The sequence below is a fragment of the Pirellulales bacterium genome (genome assembly GCA_019636345.1).
Taxonomy (GTDB): Bacteria; Planctomycetota; Planctomycetia; order Pirellulales; family Lacipirellulaceae.
In genome coordinates this window covers 283703-303258 of sequence record JAHBXQ010000002.1, presented here as the reverse complement: position 1 = coordinate 303258, position 19556 = coordinate 283703, and the positions used below count along the sequence as shown (strand labels likewise).

Below are 19556 nucleotides of genomic sequence, written 5' to 3'. Positions count from 1 at the left end.
TACGAATGGTCACGGACCAATCGCCCTCCGCTCGTCACCGCCACTCCTTCGCGGGGCGCGTGTCCACGGCCAAATCCACCGCATCGCGGGGAACCCAGGCAGGCCAGACTTCGTAGTCGACCAGCACCTTCGGCGACGAGCCGACCAATTGCAGTTGCGCGTGATAGCGGGCCGCGAAGGCGAGCCCCGCGTCGACGATCGCCGCACACGCCCCCTGCGTGGCCGCGTGGACGGCGACGCTGAGCCAGCGCGGGGCCTCGCCGGGGTCGCGTTGCGACTGCAGCCGCTCGATGTCGACCACGTCTCCGGGCCGGGCCGCGGCGAGCAGCGTCGCCTCGAGCGCCTCAGCAAGGCTCTCGGGAGGACGAATGCCGTCGATGCTCGCCACCTCCAGCAGCATCGCCGCGGTGAAGCCGCGTTGGTAATACACGTCGAGCCGCCATCGATCGCTTGGCCCGGCGCCGGCGGCGCCCGCGACGGCGAGCCGGTCCTTGCCGGCCAATTCGACCCGCAACCCGGCAAGCTGGCCGTGAACGTCCGCTGCGTGGAACTTGCCGCTGGGACCCGCGTCGCTGGCGATCCAGCGTTCAAAAACCTTCTCGGCGCCGGGCTCGCTGGCGGCCGGTCCGGTCAGCAGGAACTCGCCGGCCGACTCGACTTCGGCGACCATCGGCCGCAACCGCGGAGTTCGCTTTCCGGCCCCTTCGTCGACGATCACGTCCATGCCGGCAGGCCAACTGGCGCCGCGCGCCGCGGCCGCGGCCCCGGCCAGTTTGTCGTACTCCGACCACTCCCAGCCGTGCCGCTCGCGGGCCATCGCGATCGCCGGCGCCGCGCCGCAGTAGCAGCCCGCCACCAGCAGCCGCGCTCCCTCGGCCAAGGCCAAGGCGAACGGCCCGGCGCCGATCTCCAAATCCGCGGCCGCGATCGGCGATTTCAGTTCGCGAAACGGTCGGCCGGTGACGGCGTGCGACAGGTCGACGCGGCTCGCCACCAGGAAATCGAGGATCGGCAACACGTTGGCCCCGCGAACCGCGCTGATCGGCACGTCCTCGCCGCCGCTGCGGCACAGGACTCCGGCCGCCTCCTCGACGCAGTGCATGGCGTTCGACCAACCGGCGCTGGTGACGATGCAGAAGTCGGCCTCAAGGAACATCGCGCTCTGCAGCGAGGCCAGCGTGCCGATGAAGCCAGGGGCGAACTCGGGGGCCTGCGCCTGGCTGCCGACCGGAACTCGGCGCGGGCGGCGATAGTCGAGCTGCAGGAGATCGATCTCGCTGCGCGCCGCAAGTTCGGCGACGCCGACGGCGGGACGATCGGCGGCGGCGGCAAGGCGGATGAAACGCATGGGGCGAGGGAATGAGGGACCAGAGGCGAGGAAGCAAGGGCGGCGGCGAACGGCAGGCGTGTCGAGTGCTCGTGGGCAGCGGAACAAAAACGACGCGGGGATGCAACTGCCGTTTGAGTCGAGTCGATCGCGGCGGGTTGAGTTTTCGCCACATCGCCGGGGCCCGACCGTGGCAATTTCTCGACCGGCTACGGCGCAAAGGGGCGACCCAGGGGTTCGACTGTCGTTCCAAACCCTGTTCTGACAGCGACTTGCGCAAAGACGCCTACAGCCCTTCCGGCGGCGGCACGGGCTCTGCATTTGGCGGCCTCCGATCACAACGATCGCCCTTGTCTTCTCGGAGGAAGCCGCCGTGTCGCGTAAAGCTCGTCCCCAAGCCGCTCCCAAAGCCGCTCGTCGCGACCGGCACGACGCTGACGACGCCCCCGTCAGCCAACCCGAAACGGGGGGAGCCGAATTCATCGAGCATGACGATCACAACGACGAGGGGGAGGTTGACTTTGGCGACGCCGAGGCAGGCGACACCGCCGCGATCGACGACCCGGTGCGGATGTACCTGATGCAGATGGGCGAAATCCCGATGCTCGACCGCAAGAAGGAGGTCAACGCCGCTCGACGGATCGAGGCGACTCGACTGTCGTTTCGCCGCACGATGCTCTGCAACGACTTCATGCTGCACGCCGCGGTCGAGTTGCTGCAGAAAGTCGCCGACGGCTCGTTGCGACTCGACCGGACGATTGAAATCTCGGTCACCAACACGACCGAAAAGAAGCGCGTGCTGCGGCGAATCGGTCCGAATCTGGCGACGGCCCGCGAACTGCTCGCCCAGAACCAGATCGACTTCCGCATTGCGATGGCCGTCGAGGCGACCCTGGCCGAACGGACCAAGGCGTGGCGGCGGATGATCGTGCGGCGCAACAAGGTCGTGCGGCTGGTCGAGGAACTGAACCTGCGCGTGCAGCGGCTGACCCCCGTCATGGATCAGTTGCACGAGATCCAGGCCCGCATGCACGTCATCAAGGCCCAACTGGCCGACCCCGACCGGCTGCTCGCCCGCGGCAACGAGCACGAGTTGCGGGCCGAGTTGCGGTACCTGATGCGAATCACGCTCGAATCGCCCCAGACGCTCGCCCGGTTGGCCGATCGCACCAAAATCCGCAAGGAGGCGTACGACGCCGCCAAGCGGGATCTCTCGGCCGCCAACTTGCGGCTGGTCGTGTCGATCGCCAAGCGATATCGCAACCGGGGGATGAGCTTTCTGGATCTGATCCAGGAAGGAAACACGGGGCTGATGCGAGCCGTCGACAAGTTCGAGCATGCCCGAGGGTACAAATTCAGCACCTACGCCACGTGGTGGATCCGGCAGGCGATCACCCGAGCGATCGCCGACCAAAGCCGCACCATTCGCCTGCCGGTGCACATGATCGACACGATGAGCAAGATCCGCGCGGTGACGACCGACTTCGTCCAGCAGTTCGGCCGCGAGCCCACGCCCGAGGAGATCGCCGAGCTGACCGGCATGTCGATTGACGACGCCCGCTGCGTCCACAAGATGACCCGCCAGCCGCTGTCGCTCGACCAACCCGTGGGGGATCACGAGGACAACTACTTCGGCGAGTTCCTCCAAGAAAACCGCGACGAAGACCCGCTGTACGACGCCAATATCGAAGCCCTCAAGCAGCGACTCGAAGAGGTCATGAACGAACTGACCTACCGCGAGCGAGAAATCCTGCGGCTGCGGTACGGCTTGGCCGACGGCTACACCTACACGCTGGAAGAGGTCGGCAAAATCTTCAGCGTCACGCGGGAACGGGTTCGGCAGATCGAATCGAAAGCGGTCCGTAAACTGCAGAGCCCGTATCGCTCGCGGGCGCTGGTCGGGTTCCTCGACGGGGCCGAGGAGATTCTGCCGGCGGACGTGCCGTGAACCTGGCGGCAAGCTGACGGGGCGGCTTACAATTGCCGGACGAAACGACGGCAAAGGCCGTCAAGGACCTCGTCCTGTCACTGCCGCTAGCGGATAATTGGCTCAGGTTGGCGGAATACGATCTCTTCAGCGGCTCACCAAAGTCGCTCATCGACGCCATGACGCACATCCTGCGAGCAACGGCGAGCGACGTACCGCGGCTGTTGCCGTTGGCGACGGCCTATCGTGAGTTCGAGCGGCTCCCGAGATGCGATCCGCGGCGGCTGGCGGCCGAGATCGAACGGCTCCTTGCCAATCCGCGCCTGGGAGCGGGCTGGATCGCCTTCGCCGACGGCGAACCAGCGGGATATCTGCTCGGCGTCTACGTCTTCAGTCTCGAACATTTGGGGCTCACGGCCGAGATCGACGAGTTGTTCGTCGCTCCGCCGCAGCGGGGCCGCGGGATTGGCGCCGCCTTGATCCAAGCGGCTGAGGCGGAGTTCGCTCGCGCCGGCTGCACGAACGTCTCGCTGCAAATGTCGCGCGACAACAACCAGGCGCGCGACTTCTACCGCCGACACGGCTACGACGAGCGAGACGGTTTTGAACTGATCGAGAAGTCCTTCGCAGACCTCTAGGTTTCATTCCCCCGCGATGCGCTCCGACAACGGCCACGGCAACGTCGCCGTGCCGATCCGAGACGCATGCTCGCTACGCCGACTGGCGTCCTGCGGCGAAGCACTCGATCTCCAGCCTGATGAGCTGGTCGGCGACTTCGCCGGCCGATTCGGGGCGACGCAAGGGGTCCTTGGCCAGCAGCCGCTGCACCAGCGAGACGACCCCTGCCGGCGTGCCGGGACGCAGCTCGCTGAGACACTGCGGCTTTCCTTCGCGGTGAAGCCGGATCAGCTCCTGGGCGTCGGTCGACGCGAGCGGCAACTCGCCCGCCAGCATCTCGAAGAGCATCACCCCCAGGCTGTACAGGTCGCTCCGCTGGTCGGCGGCGATCGCCGACGAGATCGTCTCGGGCGCCATGTAATTGAGCGTACCGAACACCGGCCGCGCCGTCCAATGCCGCGCCTCGGCCGGGGTGTGAACAAACCCCAGGTCGACCAGCGTAGCGTGCCCGTCGGGGCCGACGACCACGTTCGCGGGCTTCACGTCGGCGTGGACCATGCGGGTGACCGTGTGGAGCGCATCGAGCCCCTCGGCCACCTGACGAGCGATCCACAGCGCCGCAGGCGTTGCAATCGTGCGATGCCGGCGCAGGATCGCCGCCAGCGAATGCCCTTCGAGCCGGGGGCTGACGATGTAGAACGGCGGCTGCTTGACGTTTGCGCTCAGCACCGGCAGCAAGTGGGGGTGCGAGACCTTGCGCCCCACCCACGCGGCGCGGCGTTGCATCTCGATCGCCAGCGAGTCGCGCCACCACTGGTTCCGCAGCACCTTCACGACGTAGTCGGGAGCGACGGATTCGCCCGCCTCGGCCGGGCGGGCGAGATAGACGCGGGCCAGTTCGCTCTCGTTGATCAGCTTCACCAGTTGCCAGGGCCCAAGCCGCCCGGCCACTTCGCGCGCTCCGCCCTCGCCTTGTTCGTCGCGGCGAGCGGCCGGTGGCAGGGGGTTGGTCCCCGCTTTCGCCTCGCTCGCCCCTGGCTCGCCCTCAGCGGCGATACGACCAGCACCACGAACCGGTGACGCAACCGCCCCGACGGCGGCCGCGGGACTCTCAGCAATTGCCATGCGGATGTTCTGTCTGTGCGATGAACCTGGGTCGGCCGACCGCAAACCGAGACCGGCGGCCGGCAGCGAGGCGGCGCCGACCGCGCGGGAACGGGATCGGCGTCGCTTGCCGGTTCATCGACCGCCCAACCGCGTCGGCTCAACCCGCAAAGGGGGAAATCTCGGATCGCAAGCTCGACCCGGACAAGATGGAGAAGCAGCGCAGAGACTGCGGGGCGACGGTGCTAGCAGGCGATGGATCAGGGAGCGCGAGGGCATGGATCAGGTTGCCCCTACCCCCCCAAGTACCTCGCATGCACCGCGCGGGCGATCGCCGGGTCGTCGGTTCCGGCGATGATCGCGCGGCCGTCGGCGAAGACGGTGATGCGGTAGCTTTCGACCTCGAGCCGCAGCAGGTACGCGTTCGCCGCGACGGGGCCGGCCTCCGCGAGCTTGCGGGCCAGGTCCGCGAGGTCCACGGGCCGCGATTCGTCGGGGGCGATCTGCACCGAGTTGCGGCCGCAGAGGACGGTCGTCGCGGCGCCGCGGCGGCCGGCGAGCCAGGCGAAATCGCGCTGGCCGCAAGCGCGGCACGTCGCGCTTCGCGTCGCGGCGATGCCGACGTTGCGAATCTGGTTCGTCCACAGGTCGACGAGCGTCATCCGCGGGTTGACCGCGGCGCGGTTGCCGCTGAGCAGCTTGAGGGCCTCCATCGCCTGGAGCGAGGCGACTACCCCGACCGCGGGGCCAAGCACCCCGGCGGTTTCGCACGTGGGCTGCAGTTCGGCCGGAGGGGGCTCAGGCATGAGGCACGCGAAGCACGGGGTCTCGCCCGGGACGATCGCCAGCACCTGCCCCTCGGTCCCGACGACGCCGCCAAAAACCCACGGCTTGCCGGTCGAGACGGCGAAGTCGTTCACCAGGTACCGCGTGGCAAAGTTGTCGGTTCCGTCGACGATCGCGTCGACGGCGCCGGCGAGGGTCGCGATGTTCGCCGGCGAGACGTCGGCGACGACCGGCTCGATCGTCACGTCGGAGTTGATCGCCCGCAGCCGCTCGGCCGCGGCGACCGCCTTGGGGAGTTGGGCCGCGACGTCGCTTTCGGCGTACAGGACCTGCCGGTGGAGATTGTCGGCTTCGAGAAAGTCGCGATCGACGATCCGCACCCGGCCCGCCCCGGCGCGGACCAGCAAGTCGGACACGACCGATCCCAGCGCCCCGCAACCGACGACCAGCACGCTTGCGTCGCGCAGCCGCCGCTGTCCGGCTTCGCCGAGCGGGGCGAAGCGGATTTGCCGCCGATAGCGTTCGAGAGAAGAATCGGGCACGTGAGCGCTTTCACTGAAACGGCGGGAGTTCGCGGTCGAGTCTTGGCTCGCGAGTTAAAAGCCAGATCCAGTATTCACGATGGTCGGGCCGCGACAAAGTAGCCGGCGAGGTTGAACTGGGGGGCGAGCTCGGCCTGCAGGGCGTCGGCGGCGGCGCGAGCGACCGCGAGATCGGGCGCCGCGTCGCCGCGTCGGATCGCGACGACTGGTTTGCCGCAGGTCCCCGCCCACGTCGGCGGGCGTTGGCCGGGTTGAAGTTCCACGGCCACGGCGTCGCATTCGTCGAGCACGGCGGCGGACAAAGCAGGCGCCTCGGCGGCGATGCCAACGGCCAGCGCAATCCCCGTCGCGCGGGCCAGCGGTCCGAGGGCGACCGCCTGCGACTCGTCCGTCAGCGCCGCCACGACGGACCCGCGCCATCCGGCGGCCTGCCACCAATCGCGAGCGTCCGTCGCTCCCCGCAGATCGGCGACCAGCGCCACGCCGATTCGATCCGCGCGTTCGCAGAGCTCGGCGGCGGGCGTCGGCACGCACAGAACCGCGGCGCTAGCCCGCGCGACGGCTAATGCCGACTCCGTGACGCTGTCGACCGCGGCGCCGCGAAGCACGGTGCGGCGGCCGGAGAGGCGGAACGAGTCGCCGACCGCGTACCACCGCCGCAAAGCAAACCGCCGCGGCGACGCACCGTCCGCCGGCCGCAACTCGTACTCGAACGGCAGCGCAGGGGTCCAGTAACACGGGTCGACGATCGTCGCCGATGTCGCGGGGGCTCGCTCGGGCAGCGGCGGCAAGTCCCGCAGCGGAAAATCGGCCGGCAGCGTTCGGGCGAACTCGCAGAACGGTCCGCGAATCGTTCCCGCAGGGGCCCGGGTCTCGTCCCCGAGAACCCGTTCCACGAGCACCGTCGCCGACGACTCGGTCAACTGCATGCGACGCAACAGCAGCGGGGAATTCTTCACGGTGAGTTGGCCGACTGCTGTTGTTGGGAGCCGAAGCAGAACGTGGAGAGGACGAATTGTCGCGGAGAAATACAGCGCGGCGCCCCGACTCCCCGCCAAGCGAGCTGCAAGCTACTTGGCGTCTTCGTTGCGCAAGCGCGATCCGTTGCGGGGGGGCTTCCGAGGACCGCGAAGTCCGGTGAATTCTTCGGACAGGACGTGCCCCGTGAGCGACGCCTCGCAGGCGGCGACCTCCTCGGGAGTCCCCTCGGCGACGACACGCCCTCCTGCCTCCGCGGCGCCGGGGCCGAGGTCGATCACATGGTCCGCGGCCCGCATCATCAGCGGATTGTGCTCGACGACCACCAGGGAATGCCCCATCGCCACCAACGAGTCGAAGCAGTCGATCAACTGCAGCACGTCGCTAAAGTGGAGGCCGGTCGTCGGCTCGTCGAGGACGAACAACGTGCGGCCCCGCTTGGCGGCCGAAACGTAGTTGGCGAGCTTGAGCCGCTGGGCCTCGCCGCCGGAAAGGGTGTTCGCCGGCTGGCCCAGTCGCAGGTAATCGAGCCCGACGTCGATCAGGCACTTGAGCCGGGCGAGGATCTTCTTCTGGCCGCGGAAGAAGGTGAACGCTTCGCGGACCGACAGGTCCAACACGTCGGCGATGCTCATCCCGCGGTACTTGACGTCGAGCACCTCGCGACGATACCGATCGCCGCCGCACTCGGGACACCGCATGAAGACGTCGGCCATGAACCGCATGTCGATCTGCTGGCAGCCGTCTCCCTGGCACGCCTCGCAGCGGCCCCCCTCGACGTTGAAGCTGAAATGCCCTGCGCCGAATCCCCGGGCCTGGGCCTCGACCGTTTCGGCGAACAGCGTCCGGATCGGGTCGAACGCCTTCACGTAGGTCACGGGGTTGGAGCGCGGCGTGCGACCGATGGGGCTTTGATCCACCAGCAGCACGTCCTCGATGTGGCCCGCTCCCAGCAGGTCGTCGTGCTCGGCGGGGCGTTCGACCTCCTTGCCGAGCTTCTGGGCGACCGCGGGATACAAGGTCTGCTGCACGAGCGTGCTCTTGCCGGCGCCGCTCACGCCGGTCACGACGCAGAGCACCCCCAGCGGGAACTCGACCGTCAGATCGCGGAGGTTGTTCCCCCGGGCGCCCACGAGTCGCAGCCACCCTTGGTCGGTCGCGTGACGCGAGCCGCGGCCTCCATCGGATCGGCGACCGGCGAGCCAATCGCCGGTACGACTGTCGGGGTGCTTGAGCATCGCCTCCGGCGAGCCGTGGAAGACGATCTTGCCGCCGAACTCCCCGGCGCCCGGGCCCAGCTCGACCACGTCGTCGGCCGCTTGGATGAGGGCCGGCTCGTGCTCGACGACGGCCACCGTGTTGCCCCGATCCCGAAGTCGTCGGACCGCCTCGACCAGTCGCGGCATGTCGGCGGCATGGAGCCCGGCCGAGGGTTCGTCGAGCACGTACAACATGCCGGTGAGGTTCGACCCCAACGCCGCGGTCAGCGCAACCCGCTGGGCCTCTCCGCCGCTGAGGGTCCGCAGCGAGCGATCGACGGTCAGGTGCCCGACCCCCACCCGGTCGAGATACTCCAGCCGCGTCGTCACCTGATCGAGCAGCAGCCGCCCCACCTGACGCTGCCAGGGGGAAAGCTCCAGCGCCGCGAGCCAGGCGATCGCCTCGCGAATCGGCAACGCCGAAACCTCGGCGATGTTCTTTCCGGCGATCCGCACGGCCAGCGCCTCGGGCCGCAGCCGGGCGCCGCGGCACGTCTCGCACGGATAGTAGCTGCGCCACCGGCTCAGGAAGACCCGGATGTGCATCTTGTACTTGCGGCGTTCGAGCCAATCGAAGAACCCGGCGAGCCCGCCGAAGCTGCGCTCGGGGACGCCGCGACGGATCAGCTCGACATGCTCGGGGGCGAGCTCGCGAAACGGCGTGTCGACCGGAATGCCGTAGTCCTTGGCCAGCGCCAACAGCTCCTTGAGCTCGTGGGCGTAGGCCGGGGTGTTCCAGGGGGCGATCGCCCCTTCACGGAGCGTTTTGTTGGGATCGGGGACGATCCGGGCGAGATCGACGTCGATCACGTTGCCGAACCCCTCGCACGCCGGACAGGCGCCCTGTGGATTGTTGTAGCTAAGCAGAGCCGGATCGGGGTCGGCGTACTGGACGTCGCACGCCTCACACCGCAGCCGGTGGCTGAAGACCCGCCGCCGCCACGCTCGGCCGTCGAGCAGCACATGGCCGTTGCCGTTTCTGGCAGGGGCCGGGGCGACGACCTCGGGGGTTGCGACGGTCGAGCCGGCATGGTCGCCCTTGGCATCGCCTGAGTCGATCCACGCGATCACCGCCCCGCGACCGGCGTGGAACGCAGTCTCCAAGGAGTCGCGCAACCGGGGCGCCGCGTCGGGCCGCAGCGAGACCCGATCCACGAGCACGTCGAGCTGGCTCGCCTCGCTCAATCGCGCGGCGAGTTCCGGCTCCAGATCGACCGTCGCCTCTCCCACGACGCATCGCCGGTAGCCCAAGGCAATCAGGTCCCCCAGCCACTCGCTCGGAGTCCGGCGCGGGCCGCGCTGCGAGGTGAACCCTGCCATCGCACGGGTCCCCTCGGGTTGCTTGAGCAACTCGTCCACCGCCGATTCGGCCGAGTCGCAACTCACCTTGCGCCCGCAGCCGTGGCAGATCACCTCGCCGATCCGCGCGAACAACAACTGCAGGTGCTCGTTGAGCTGCGTCGCGCTGCCGACGGTGGCCCGGCTGCTGCGGCTAATGCTCGAGCGGGTCACCGCCACCGACGGGGGGATCCCCTCGATGCTGTCGGCCGCGGGCTTGTCGAGCTGTTCGAGGAACTGCCGCGTGTAAGTCGAGAAGCTCTCGATGTAGCGGCGCTGCCCCTCGGCGTAGAGCGTGTCGAGGGCGAGGCTCGTCTTGCCGCTGCCGCTCACCCCGCAAAAGGCGATGAGCTGGCCGTGCCGCAGGTCGAGATCGACGTCCTTGAGGTTGTGGACGGCCACCCCGCGCAGGCGAATGAGGGGCGTTTCGCCGGGCGCGGCTCCCTTGCGCGACGCCGGCTGGCCGTTCTGTCCGGAGGTGCTCGCCATAGCATGCCTGGATCAGCGGGGGACGAATCCCGCAGTCTACCACGCCCCGGCGGCGGGGGACAGGATCGCGCCGCGCCCCGTGCCGGCCGGGGCCGCCGTGGCCGATTTGCCGCGGACTGCGATTTGCTACAATGGCTGGTTCCGCGTGTTTCCCGCGACCGCCGCCTGAGCGCTGCCGTGCCCGCCGCCAAACGCCGCAACCCGTTCTACGCCCTGCTGATTCCGGCGGGGATGGCGTTTTGCGTGACGGCGTTCGCCTACGGGTACATGGCGTTTCAGGCCGTCAACGCCGTCCGCGGGGAGGCGACCCGCCACGCCGGACATCCGCTGTACCGTTGGCTCGACGCCCACGGCACGACGGCGCTGCTGGTCGAACTCGCGGTGCTCGCCGTGCTGACGATCGCGGCGATCGCCACGGACGACCACTGGGCGAAGCCGGCCGACCGCGAGCCCCCCCAGTAGCGCCGTCGCGACGCCGATTCGGCTTTCCTGTTCCCAGTTCGCTGCTCAACCCGCCCCGGCAACCGCGATGAAAATCAAACGCTCGGCCGACGTCCCCCTGAACGAGGTCACGATGGAAGGGGCCGCGGGATGTCAGGTGCGATGGCTCGTGGGAAAGGACGACCAGGCGGCGAACTTCGCGATGCGTCAGTTCGAACTCGCTCCCGGTGGACACACGCCGCGGCACTTTCACCCCTACGAGCACGAGATTTACGTGCTGGAGGGGGAGGGCGAGATCATCGACGGCGACCAGCCCCGCCCCTTGCGTCCCGGCGACGTGGTCTACGTCACGCCCGACGACGTCCACCAATTTCGCAACACGGGCGCAGGGCCGTTCAAGATGCTGTGCCTGATCCCCAACGCCGCGTACGACCTGCCGGTGACCAACGCCCCCGAATGCGGCATCGAACCTGCCGACGGGTGACCCGCTCCCCAAGAACGGATCGAGCCGCGAGAATGGCTCGAACCGCGAGAATGAATCGAGCCGCGAGGCGTAAGCCCGCGGAGCGACGCTGAGCTGACTCGCGTCCGTCGCTCACGCAATTCAACCGCCGTCATCCAGCCGACTCCCATCGCATGTCTTTTTTCTCCGATCTCCGCTGGCGCGGGCTTGTTCACCAAACCACCGACGACGCCGGCATCGAGGCCTGGCTCGATGCGCAGCCGCGGACCGTGTACGCCGGGTTCGACCCCACCGCCGAAAGCCTCCACGTGGGGCACATGATGGGCCTGATCGTCCTGCGGCGGTTTCAGCGCGCGGGGCACAAACCGATCGCCGTCGTCGGGGGCGCCACGGGGATGATCGGCGATCCCAGCGGCAAGAGCTCCGAGCGAAACCTGCTCAGCAAGGAACAACTCACGGCCAATATCGAAGGAATGGCCGCCCAGATGCGGCGGTTCCTCGATTTCGACCCCGGGCCGAGCCAAGCGTCCCTCGTGAACAACTTCGACTGGACCGGGCCGTGGAGCTACCTCGATTTCTTGCGCGACGTCGGCAAGAACTTCCCCGTGAACGTCATGCTCGCCAAGGACTCGGTGAAAAGCCGACTGGGCCGCGGCGAGGACGACAACTCCTCGGGCGGGATGAGCTACACCGAGTTCAGCTACATGCTGCTGCAAGCGTACGACTTCGTGCATTTGCATCAGTCGGCGGGGTGCGAACTGCAGGCCGGCGGCAGCGACCAGTGGGGCAACATCACCGCAGGAATCGACTTGGCCCGCCGGATGCACGGCGTGCAACTCTACGGGCTCACATGGCCGCTGTTGACCAAGAGCGACGGCTCGAAGATGGGCAAGACCGAGAGCGGCGCCGTCTGGCTGTCGGCCGAGCGGACCAGCCCCTACCAGTTCTTCCAGTACTGGGTCAACGTCGACGACGCCGACGCGGGACGCTGCCTGCGGATGCTCACCGACGTTTCGCACGAGGAGATCGAAGCCCTCGACGCCGAGCGGGCGACCGACGCCGCCAAGCGCTCCAGCCAGCGACGACTCGCGGAAGAGCTGACCTGGCTTGTCCACGGGGAAGAAGGACTCGCCGCCGCGGAGCGGGCGACGCAGATCTTCTTCGGGGCCGAGATCAGCGATCTCGACGACGCCCAACTGGGGCAGATCTTCGCCGACGTCCCCAGCAAACGGCTCCCCGCGTCGCTGCTGGCCGGCGCAGGCCTGCCGATCGTCGACGCCCTGGTCGAGGCGGGGCTCGCCAAGAGCAAAGGGGAAGCCCGACGAGCGGTCGAGCAAGGAGGCGTCTACCTCAACAACCGGCGCATCGAAGGGCTCGAAGCGTTCGTCACGTCGGCCAATCTGGCGAGCGAAACCGTGGCCGTGCTCCGCAGCGGCAAGAAACGGTACGCGCTGCTCAAGTTCGACGCGTGACGCGGGGGACGCTGCCAAAGCACGGCGTTAGTCCAGCGTCGCGATTTCTGCCCCGTCGCGGGTCGCCAAGGCTCGCCAGACGATCACGTCGACGTCGCTGGCGATGCTCGTGACCGAGCCGTCCATCATCGCCGCGTTGACCTGTCCTGGGTGGTAGCTGCGCGAGGTGATCGCGGCGTAGGTGGGCCGCGTGTTGTCGACCCCGACCCGATTGCTGTTGAAGTCGACGTCGTACTGCTGCCCCCCCGCCGTGCAGAGCACTTGGGCGTTCGGCGGGAAGGTCGCAGTGAAGCCCCCCTGATGGACGCGGCCGTCGACCCACTCGGTGTGCCCGGAATCGGCTTTGAAGTCGCCAGCCAACGAACAGATCTGGCTCGTCTGCGTTGGGATCGCGTCAGTTCCTTGCCCGCCGTCGCGGTAGTAGGGCTGCCATCCCTTCACCTCGGCGACCATGAGCGTGTTGGACAACCCGTCGCTGAAGTTGCTTGCCGTGAACCCTGTGCCGGGACAAAAAGCCCCGTCCCCCGGGGTGTTCGTCACCGGATCGTAGAACTTCCAGGTTCCGCCGTTGAAGGCGTAGTTCGCAAGGTAGTGCTCGGGGGCGCCCGTGGAGTCCAGCCGTTGTTCATCCCGGGCCTCGCTCGGGCAGATGTAACCCGGAATCCGCAGCGTGCGAATCGGCTGGCCGTTGATGGCGGCGGTCGCGTTGTAATCGTCGCTGAATTTGAACGCCGAAGCGACGTTCGCCTGCTCCAAGTAGGGGAGCACCCGCGCCAAGGCTGACCAGCGGAATTGCGAGGTCGCCGACGGGTTGATCATGATCGCCGGAGGAAACCGCTTCTTGGAACTCTCGTAGTTGAGCGTCGCCAGCGCCAACTGCCGGACATTGTTGGCGCAGTTCATCCGGCGAGCCGCCTCGCGCGCGGCCTGGATCGCCGGCAGCAGCAGGGCCACGAGCACGCCAATGATGGCGATCACCACCAAGAGTTCAACGAGCGTAAAGGCCGAACGAGCGGGGGTTCGGCGGAGACGGGAGGGGCCAAGCAGCGGCATGGAAGGGGATCTCCGAGGCGGTTTCCACCGAGTCGGGGCCGGCAATCGATGTTACCGAGACTCAGTATCAAATCACTCCCGCGGATTATCTCCCCTCCTCGATTTGTGTCAACCTGCCCTTCGAAAAAACGCGATCCCACCAAGAATCCCCCAGTAATTGCCGCGGAATCCCCGCGGAACGGGGCCCGTTGGGCTCGTTTCCCCCCCAAAACAGCGTTCTCAACCCGAACGCCCCCCCTCGCCGGACCTTACCGCGGCAACGTCGCCGGCACTCCCCCCGAGGGGAGACTCTGGGCCGCAGCGGGGTAGTTGGGAAGGTTGCCAAGATTCGCCCCTGCGGCCCCCGGCGAGGTAAACAGCGGCGTCTGCGGCGCCAACTGGCTGTAGACCGGCCCGGCCGCGGGGACTGGCGCCGACGGTTCGCTCGGGACCCCGTACGCCGAGACTCCCGGCGAGGGGCTCATCTCGGGGAGCTCGGCCACGCTGGACACGGGCGCCGGCGAGGTCCAATCGGCTCGGCCTAACTGTCCCCCCAGCGATCCGGCCGTTCCTGCGGGGGCCGCCCCCAGGTCGACCGTCGGCGTCCCTGGCAGCGTGGGCAACGCCCAAATCTGGGGGCTCTCGGGCAGATTGTTGAGCTGGACGGTCCCCACGTCGATCGACAGCGACAGCTCCGCAGAGGGCATCTGTACGTCGATCTTCTGCGGCAACGCCACGCCCGCCTCGGGATAGAATTTGTGCGAGCGGACGATCGCGGAGGCGAGAATTCGCCCGTCGGGGGCGTAGATGTGCTGCTCCATAATGCAAGCCGTCTTGGCGTTGACGACCGTCGATTTCGCAAGTTGGCCGCCACGGGCGTTGACGACCGAGCGAATCTCGACGAGCCCGCCGCCGCGGACCAGCGGTCCGTCGTGCACGTCGGTCGGCTTGAACTCGGCGAACCCGAGGGCGTCGAGCAACCACTGCGGTTCGATCGGCACGACTTGGCTGGCTGCCGAACCGGCGAACTGATCGTGCCGGGCGAAGTAGAGCGCCGGGGGCTCGTTGCGACGGATCCAGAACCAGAACAGTTCGTCGTTGGCGCCAAGATCCACCTCGGGGCCCGTGATGCTCGTCGCCCCCTGCAGCCGCAGCCGTCCGGGGCGTTGGGCGCGGATCTTCCCGGACAGCATCGGCACGCCCAGCATTCCCGGAACGGCGATCGAGGCGTTGTCGGTTTGATACGTCCGCACGCGGGCAGAGTTCTGGTTCACCGCGTCGATGATCTGCTGCAGCGAGGCGCCCGCCATGAGCACCTCGGGAGGCGGCGGCCCCGCGGAACGAAAGGGGTTCCGCAGCGGCTGATTGCAGGACGCCCCGCAGGTGCACGCCGTCATCACGAGCCAAGCCGCCCGGACGGCGAATCGCCGGACAGGCCGCGCTTCATGCACAGTGAGGGGCGTGCGGGTCGTCAACTTACGCCTCGGCGTACAGGGTTTCGACGAGCCGGGCCTCGACCTCGGCCATGCGCTCCGGGGACGGTTCGACGACCGCCAGTTCGAATTGCTCCTTGCGGCTGGGGCAGTCGAGTCGCATCCACGCGACCCCGGCGCCGTCGCGGCGCGTCTCTTCCAACCGGAGCAGTCGGCGGCGGATCAAGAGCAACCCCAACACGTAGCGGAACTCGGTTTCGGCGGGCTGGTCGGCCAACTCGGCGAACAGATTGAGCAGCACCTCGTGCGGGGCGAGCTTGGGTTTGGCGGCGGCTTCCAGGGCCTGACATTTCCACCATGCCAGCACGTGCGGGCCGGGACCCGTCCACGCTTCGGCGGCCACGTCGCGCCGGACCAGGATGCCCGCTTCCAGCGTCGCCTCGGAGTAAAACGCCGCTCCCGCATCGATCGGCCGCCCGGTGGCGTGGCAAATGCGAGCCGCGACGGGGACTTCCAGATCGAAGGGCATGAGCGGGGGCGAAGAAAACGGGCCTGAACTGGAGAAGTTGCGTGCGAACGGTAGGAAAACTCGCCGGTACGGACAAGGCGAACCCCGCGCCAGCGGCGCCAGCGGCGGATGCCGACCGAGGCCGCGCCGGCGCGAGTTCGGCCATCGGGCCCGCACGACCGCGACAGCCGGCGCCGTGAGGACAACCGGCAAGAATTGCCCGAGCGGTGCATGCGGAAAATCACGGACGACGCGTGCTTCGGGAACCACCGGCACACGATAACCAGGGGGGAACGGGTCCGATCACGCCTATTTCAGCGATCGTTATGTCTGTACCGCAAAATGCTGTCATTCCGATCCTGCTCGCCGCAGCGATCGTAACGGGCTGCAAGTGCCCCAACGGGGGGTGCGTGCCTGCCACGCCGACGATCCCATGCCGCCAGGAACTGGGATTCGCCGACGGTGAGCCCCCCGAACTTGCCCGGCTGGTCCCCGAGTGCGCGACCGAGACCTGCATCGTTACGCCGCTGCCCACGCCGAGCGAGACCTACATGGTGCTCGCCCCCGACGAGTGCCAATGCACCGCGGCCGCCAACTGCAACACGGCCAACATGATCGAGCTCGAGCGACATTGGGCCAAGGTGATCATCGAGTGCGACTCGAAGTACGTGGCTCGCAATCAATGTCTGTTCCGCGACCTGTTGTCGCTCCACGCGATCGACCTGCGGAACAAGGCGGCTGCCGACGCCCTGACGGCCTACTATCAACTGGCCGGGCTCGAGGCCCAGTCGTTCTTCCTCGATCGTGCGATTGACGAGTCGCGCACGTCGCTCGAACGGGCCGAGGAGATCGAAAAGTCGGGCCTGCCGATCAGCGTCAATCGCGGCGACGTCGCGGCCAGCTATTACGACCTCCTCGACCGCCGCGTTCAACTCCAACTGCAGCGGCTGCAGCTCAACGGGCAGGTGAAGAAACTGGTCGGCTGCCCCGTCGAAGAACAGCCGTTCGTGTGGCCGCGGATCGATTGGCGACCCGACCTGACGCCGCGCGACCCGGCCGACGACGTCGCCGAGGGGCTGGCCACCCGCTACGACCTGCGAGGACTCTACCTGCTGCACTGCAATCTCGAGCGGCGCACCCTGCGTGTCGCTCGCGGAGTGCTGCAGATGGCCGACGGCACGCTCGGGGCGGTCGAGCCGACCGAAGGGCTCGTCCACCGGCTCCGGTGCTTGAATTGCTACGAGTCGGAACTGCCGATCCGCTGCCGACAGGTCGCCATGCTGCTCACCGACACCGAGAATCTTGCGATCGGCGAGATCAAAGGGGCGTCCTACGAAATCGCCTCGCAGCAGCAGCGCGTGCTGTACGCCCGACAGCGGGTCGCCCAACGCCGCGAGCAACTCTACCGGCTCACCGCCAAGCGGGACGTCGACGACTCCAGCGCCTTGGAGATCAGCCAGGCTCGCACCCTGCTCTACGAGGCGGAAGGCGAACTGGTCGCTCGGGTGACGGCCCTGAAGCTGGCCGAGACGCAACTCAAGCGGGCCCAGGGCGTGCTCGCGCTGGAGTGCGGTTTCGCCCCGTCGCTCTGCACCGAAGGCTGCTGCAACGGCCCATGCACCCAGTGCCAACCGCCGACCTGCTGCCCGGATCGCTGTCCCTGCTCGCGGTGCAAGAATTTGTAGCAATTCGCAGACGCAGCCGACGCGGCGGCCGGTTATTCCTCCGCCTTGATTTCCGCGATCCGCAGGTTGCGCCACCGGACTTCTTTGCCGGCGAGCTTCTCGTCGCCGCCGATCGAGTGGACTTGCAGCCCGATGAAGCCCGCAGGAGTCATCTCGTCCGAAAGGTCGGCGACCGGGACGCCGTTGATCCAGGTCTTGATCGAAGAACCGCGGCACTCGATGCGGTACTTGTTCCATTGGCCGACCTTGAAGGCCCCGCGAGCCGCTTTGTGTTCGTCCCCCGGGAGATCGAAGAGCCACCCGCGACGGGCCTCGTCGTAAATGCCCCCCGAGTAAGCCCGCTCCGAGGGATCGATCTCAACCTGATAGCCGTGCACTCGCTTGGCCGGAATCTTGACCTGGATCGGCTTGCCTTTGGCGTCGGTCGCTGCGAACTCCTGCGGTTCGTCCTTGCACAGACTGCGAATCTGAATGCCGGAATTGAGCCCGGCGTCGACCTTCACCTCGACCTCAAGGACGAAGTCGGCGTAGTCGCGGGGGGTGCAGAGGAACGTATTCTCGGTGTTCGTCTGCGAGACGCCGACGATGGCGCCCTCCTCGATGCGATACTCGGCCTTGCCGCCCCGCTTGATCCAGCCGTCGATCGACTTGCCGTCGAACAGGGGGACGAACTCAAGGGCCGAAGCGGTCGCCGCCGCGCACATGACCCCTGCCGCCGCAAAACCGAGAACCGAAGACCGCATGATTGCCCCCAAGACCAGACGCCGGAACAAGAGACGACCGAACCACGGCGCTCACCCGCAGACGAACGCGGGCGACACACGTCGCGTCGCTTGAGACCATGGTAGCGTAGCGCCGGCGCCCCGGCCAGTTTCGCCCGTGGCGAGAGTTGCGCAAGCGTGCGACGTCGCACGCCGCTAGGGAGGAACAAGCGGGCGCGTAAAGCTTATCGGGCGGCGGAGATGCGGGCCGCGGGCTCGACCGCGTCGTCGTCGACGGGAGCCGGCGACACCGGCGCCGGGGCGACGACATTGGCGGTGGCGGTGAACCTCGGGCCGCGATTTTCGCCCCGATCGGTGACGATCGTGATGGGGGTCGAAAACTTCGCCGGGGCGTCCCCGGCGCGGAACGTAACGTCGACCAGATGGACGGTCTTCGATTGGCTGTCGGTCTGGAAGGCGAAGCACTCGTCGCCGCAGGAAACGTCGAGAATCTTAAACGGCTCGCGCCCGCGGACGACGATCTTCTTGGTTACCTCGGTCCCCGGCGGCATGTCGCCCAAGACGAGCATCTCCGGCTTCACGGAGAACTCGGGCCGAACGTGTCCGCTGACGTAGAGCGGAATCCGCTGATTGCTGACAACGGCGTCGTTCGTGACGACGGTGAGCTGATCCTTGACGTAGCCCGCCTCCGCCTCCGGCCGCAGCCGGACCAGCAGGTTGTAGGTCACGCGCCCGCCGGTCCGTTCAACCTGATTGAGCTCGACCTCGAAATTGTCGTTGTCGTTCAGGACGTCGGTGATCGCCCAATCGGAACGACCGGCGTAAGTCACGTTGACGCGGGCCTCGTGGGCGGCCCCTTCGTCGACCTCGCCGAACTCGACGGCGCCGGGCGTGAAGACCACGTCGCTGCGGATGTTCCCGTGAACGCGGACCTGGACCTCGGCGATGTAGGGCGAGCCGAACGTGACGGTCAATGTCGCCCCCTTCATCCCCAGGTGGGTCCGGGTGTTGAACTTGGCGACGACGTAGCCCTTCTCGTAGGTCTTGAGGGTCATTTGCTGGACCGCCTCGCCCTTGGCGTTTTCCAGCGACGGGCTCGTGCAGCCGCAACTCGACCGCACGCCCACGACGTTCATGTCCTGCTTATAGATGTTCGTGATCTCGAACCGGTACTCGGTGTCGGCGCCGCGGGCGACCGAACCGAAGTCGTGCTCGCGGGCTCCGAACATTTTCTCGGCCCATTCTTGGGCGGAAACGACCGCCGGCGGCAATCCCAGCAGCGTCGCCAGACTCAGGACCCATGTCGAAAAACTGAGCGTGCGGACCACGGAACGGACCCTTTCAGAGTGAACGACCCAGCGGACCAAAACGACGCCAACGCGACGGCTTGGGTCCGGCGATTGCGGTTGTCCGCCGTGGATTAATCGGGCGT

17 protein-coding genes are annotated in these 19556 nt (G+C 67.6%); 7 read left to right on the top strand and 10 right to left on the bottom strand.

Annotated features, from left to right (window positions below):
• Positions 1 to 34 precede the first annotated feature (34 nt).
• Positions 35 to 1348: an acyclic terpene utilization AtuA family protein gene (locus tag KF688_05045; GenBank protein MBX3425028.1), complete on the bottom strand. Its 1314-nt coding sequence runs from the start codon at positions 1346 to 1348 to the stop codon at positions 35 to 37.
• 550 nt (positions 1349 to 1898) lie between these two features.
• On the opposite strand from KF688_05045, the gene KF688_05040 reads away from it, so the two are divergent.
• Both KF688_05040 and KF688_05035 read left to right on the top strand, forming a co-directional pair.
• Complete coding sequence (locus tag KF688_05040) at positions 1899 to 3275, top strand: sigma-70 family RNA polymerase sigma factor (GenBank protein MBX3425027.1); 1377 nt, start codon at positions 1899 to 1901, stop codon at positions 3273 to 3275.
• 158 nt (positions 3276 to 3433) lie between these two features.
• On the top strand, positions 3434 to 3892 hold the full coding sequence (locus KF688_05035) for a GNAT family N-acetyltransferase (GenBank protein MBX3425026.1): 459 nt from the start codon (positions 3434 to 3436) through the stop codon (positions 3890 to 3892).
• A 73-nt stretch (positions 3893 to 3965) separates the two neighbouring features.
• Here KF688_05035 and KF688_05030 read toward each other — a convergent pair whose 3' ends face one another.
• The 4 genes from KF688_05030 to uvrA form a co-directional block, all read right to left on the bottom strand.
• On the bottom strand, positions 3966 to 4823 hold the full coding sequence (locus KF688_05030) for a serine/threonine protein kinase (protein MBX3425025.1): 858 nt from the start codon (positions 4821 to 4823) through the stop codon (positions 3966 to 3968).
• 446 nt (positions 4824 to 5269) lie between these two features.
• Positions 5270 to 6304, bottom strand: a complete 1035-nt coding sequence (locus KF688_05025; protein ID MBX3425024.1) for a ThiF family adenylyltransferase — start codon at positions 6302 to 6304, stop codon at positions 5270 to 5272.
• 74 nt (positions 6305 to 6378) lie between these two features.
• Entirely contained in the window at positions 6379 to 7263 is an 885-nt protein-coding gene (locus KF688_05020) for a hypothetical protein (GenBank protein ID MBX3425023.1), read from the bottom strand.
• A gap of 111 nt (positions 7264 to 7374) precedes the next feature.
• On the bottom strand, positions 7375 to 10368 hold the full coding sequence (uvrA, locus tag KF688_05015) for an excinuclease ABC subunit UvrA (protein MBX3425022.1): 2994 nt from the start codon (positions 10366 to 10368) through the stop codon (positions 7375 to 7377).
• Between uvrA and KF688_05010 the strand changes: the two genes are divergently transcribed.
• From KF688_05010 to KF688_04995, 4 genes are all read left to right on the top strand, one after another.
• On the top strand, positions 10358 to 10537 hold the full coding sequence (locus KF688_05010; GenBank protein ID MBX3425021.1) for a hypothetical protein: 180 nt from the start codon (positions 10358 to 10360) through the stop codon (positions 10535 to 10537). The two genes, uvrA and KF688_05010, sit on opposite strands and share 11 nt — an antisense overlap.
• Positions 10538 to 10545: 8 nt before the next feature.
• Complete coding sequence (locus KF688_05005) at positions 10546 to 10830, top strand: hypothetical protein (GenBank protein MBX3425020.1); 285 nt, start codon at positions 10546 to 10548, stop codon at positions 10828 to 10830.
• A gap of 67 nt (positions 10831 to 10897) precedes the next feature.
• Positions 10898 to 11293, top strand: a complete 396-nt coding sequence (locus KF688_05000; protein MBX3425019.1) for a cupin domain-containing protein — start codon at positions 10898 to 10900, stop codon at positions 11291 to 11293.
• A gap of 152 nt (positions 11294 to 11445) precedes the next feature.
• Positions 11446 to 12744, top strand: a complete 1299-nt coding sequence (locus KF688_04995) for a tyrosine--tRNA ligase (GenBank protein MBX3425018.1) — start codon at positions 11446 to 11448, stop codon at positions 12742 to 12744.
• 27 nt (positions 12745 to 12771) lie between these two features.
• On the opposite strand, the gene KF688_04990 is transcribed toward KF688_04995, so the two are convergent.
• From KF688_04990 to KF688_04980, 3 genes are all read right to left on the bottom strand, one after another.
• Positions 12772 to 13797: a DUF1559 domain-containing protein gene (locus KF688_04990; protein MBX3425017.1), complete on the bottom strand. Its 1026-nt coding sequence runs from the start codon at positions 13795 to 13797 to the stop codon at positions 12772 to 12774.
• A 248-nt stretch (positions 13798 to 14045) separates the two neighbouring features.
• Positions 14046 to 15251, bottom strand: coding sequence for a hypothetical protein (locus tag KF688_04985; protein ID MBX3425016.1), 1206 nt, complete (start codon positions 15249 to 15251; stop codon positions 14046 to 14048).
• A gap of 1 nt (position 15252) precedes the next feature.
• Entirely contained in the window at positions 15253 to 15738 is a 486-nt protein-coding gene (locus tag KF688_04980; protein MBX3425015.1) for a hypothetical protein, read from the bottom strand.
• Between the two features lie 305 nt (positions 15739 to 16043).
• Here KF688_04980 and KF688_04975 point away from each other — a divergent pair, with 305 nt between their 5' ends.
• Complete coding sequence (locus tag KF688_04975; GenBank protein MBX3425014.1) at positions 16044 to 17402, top strand: TolC family protein; 1359 nt, start codon at positions 16044 to 16046, stop codon at positions 17400 to 17402.
• Positions 17403 to 17434: 32 nt separating this feature from the next.
• Here KF688_04975 and KF688_04970 read toward each other — a convergent pair whose 3' ends face one another.
• Positions 17435 to 18145 carry a DUF1080 domain-containing protein gene (locus KF688_04970; GenBank protein ID MBX3425013.1) on the bottom strand — a complete coding sequence of 237 codons (711 nt, stop codon included), beginning with the start codon at positions 18143 to 18145 and terminating at the stop codon, positions 17435 to 17437.
• 203 nt (positions 18146 to 18348) lie between these two features.
• Entirely contained in the window at positions 18349 to 19452 is a 1104-nt protein-coding gene (locus tag KF688_04965; protein MBX3425012.1) for a DUF1573 domain-containing protein, read from the bottom strand.
• Positions 19453 to 19556 lie beyond the last annotated feature (104 nt).

Bases quoted from the DNA above. Each gene is read 5' to 3' on its own strand.
- KF688_05045 (MBX3425028.1), bottom strand. From the start codon at position 1,348: ATGCGTTTCATCCGCCTTGCCGCCGCCGCCGATCGTCCCGCCGTCGGC.
- KF688_05040 (MBX3425027.1), top strand. From the start codon at position 1,899: ATGTACCTGATGCAGATGGGCGAAATCCCGATGCTCGACCGCAAGAAG.
- KF688_05035 (MBX3425026.1), top strand. From the start codon at position 3,434: ATGACGCACATCCTGCGAGCAACGGCGAGCGACGTACCGCGGCTGTTG.
- uvrA (MBX3425022.1), bottom strand. From the start codon at position 10,368: ATGGCGAGCACCTCCGGACAGAACGGCCAGCCGGCGTCGCGCAAGGGA.
- KF688_05000 (MBX3425019.1), top strand. From the start codon at position 10,898: ATGAAAATCAAACGCTCGGCCGACGTCCCCCTGAACGAGGTCACGATG.
- KF688_04995 (MBX3425018.1), top strand. From the start codon at position 11,446: ATGTCTTTTTTCTCCGATCTCCGCTGGCGCGGGCTTGTTCACCAAACC.
- KF688_04990 (MBX3425017.1), bottom strand. From the start codon at position 13,797: ATGCCGCTGCTTGGCCCCTCCCGTCTCCGCCGAACCCCCGCTCGTTCG.
- KF688_04980 (MBX3425015.1), bottom strand. From the start codon at position 15,738: ATGCCCTTCGATCTGGAAGTCCCCGTCGCGGCTCGCATTTGCCACGCC.
- KF688_04975 (MBX3425014.1), top strand. From the start codon at position 16,044: ATGTCTGTACCGCAAAATGCTGTCATTCCGATCCTGCTCGCCGCAGCG.
- KF688_04970 (MBX3425013.1), bottom strand. From the start codon at position 18,145: ATGCGGTCTTCGGTTCTCGGTTTTGCGGCGGCAGGGGTCATGTGCGCG.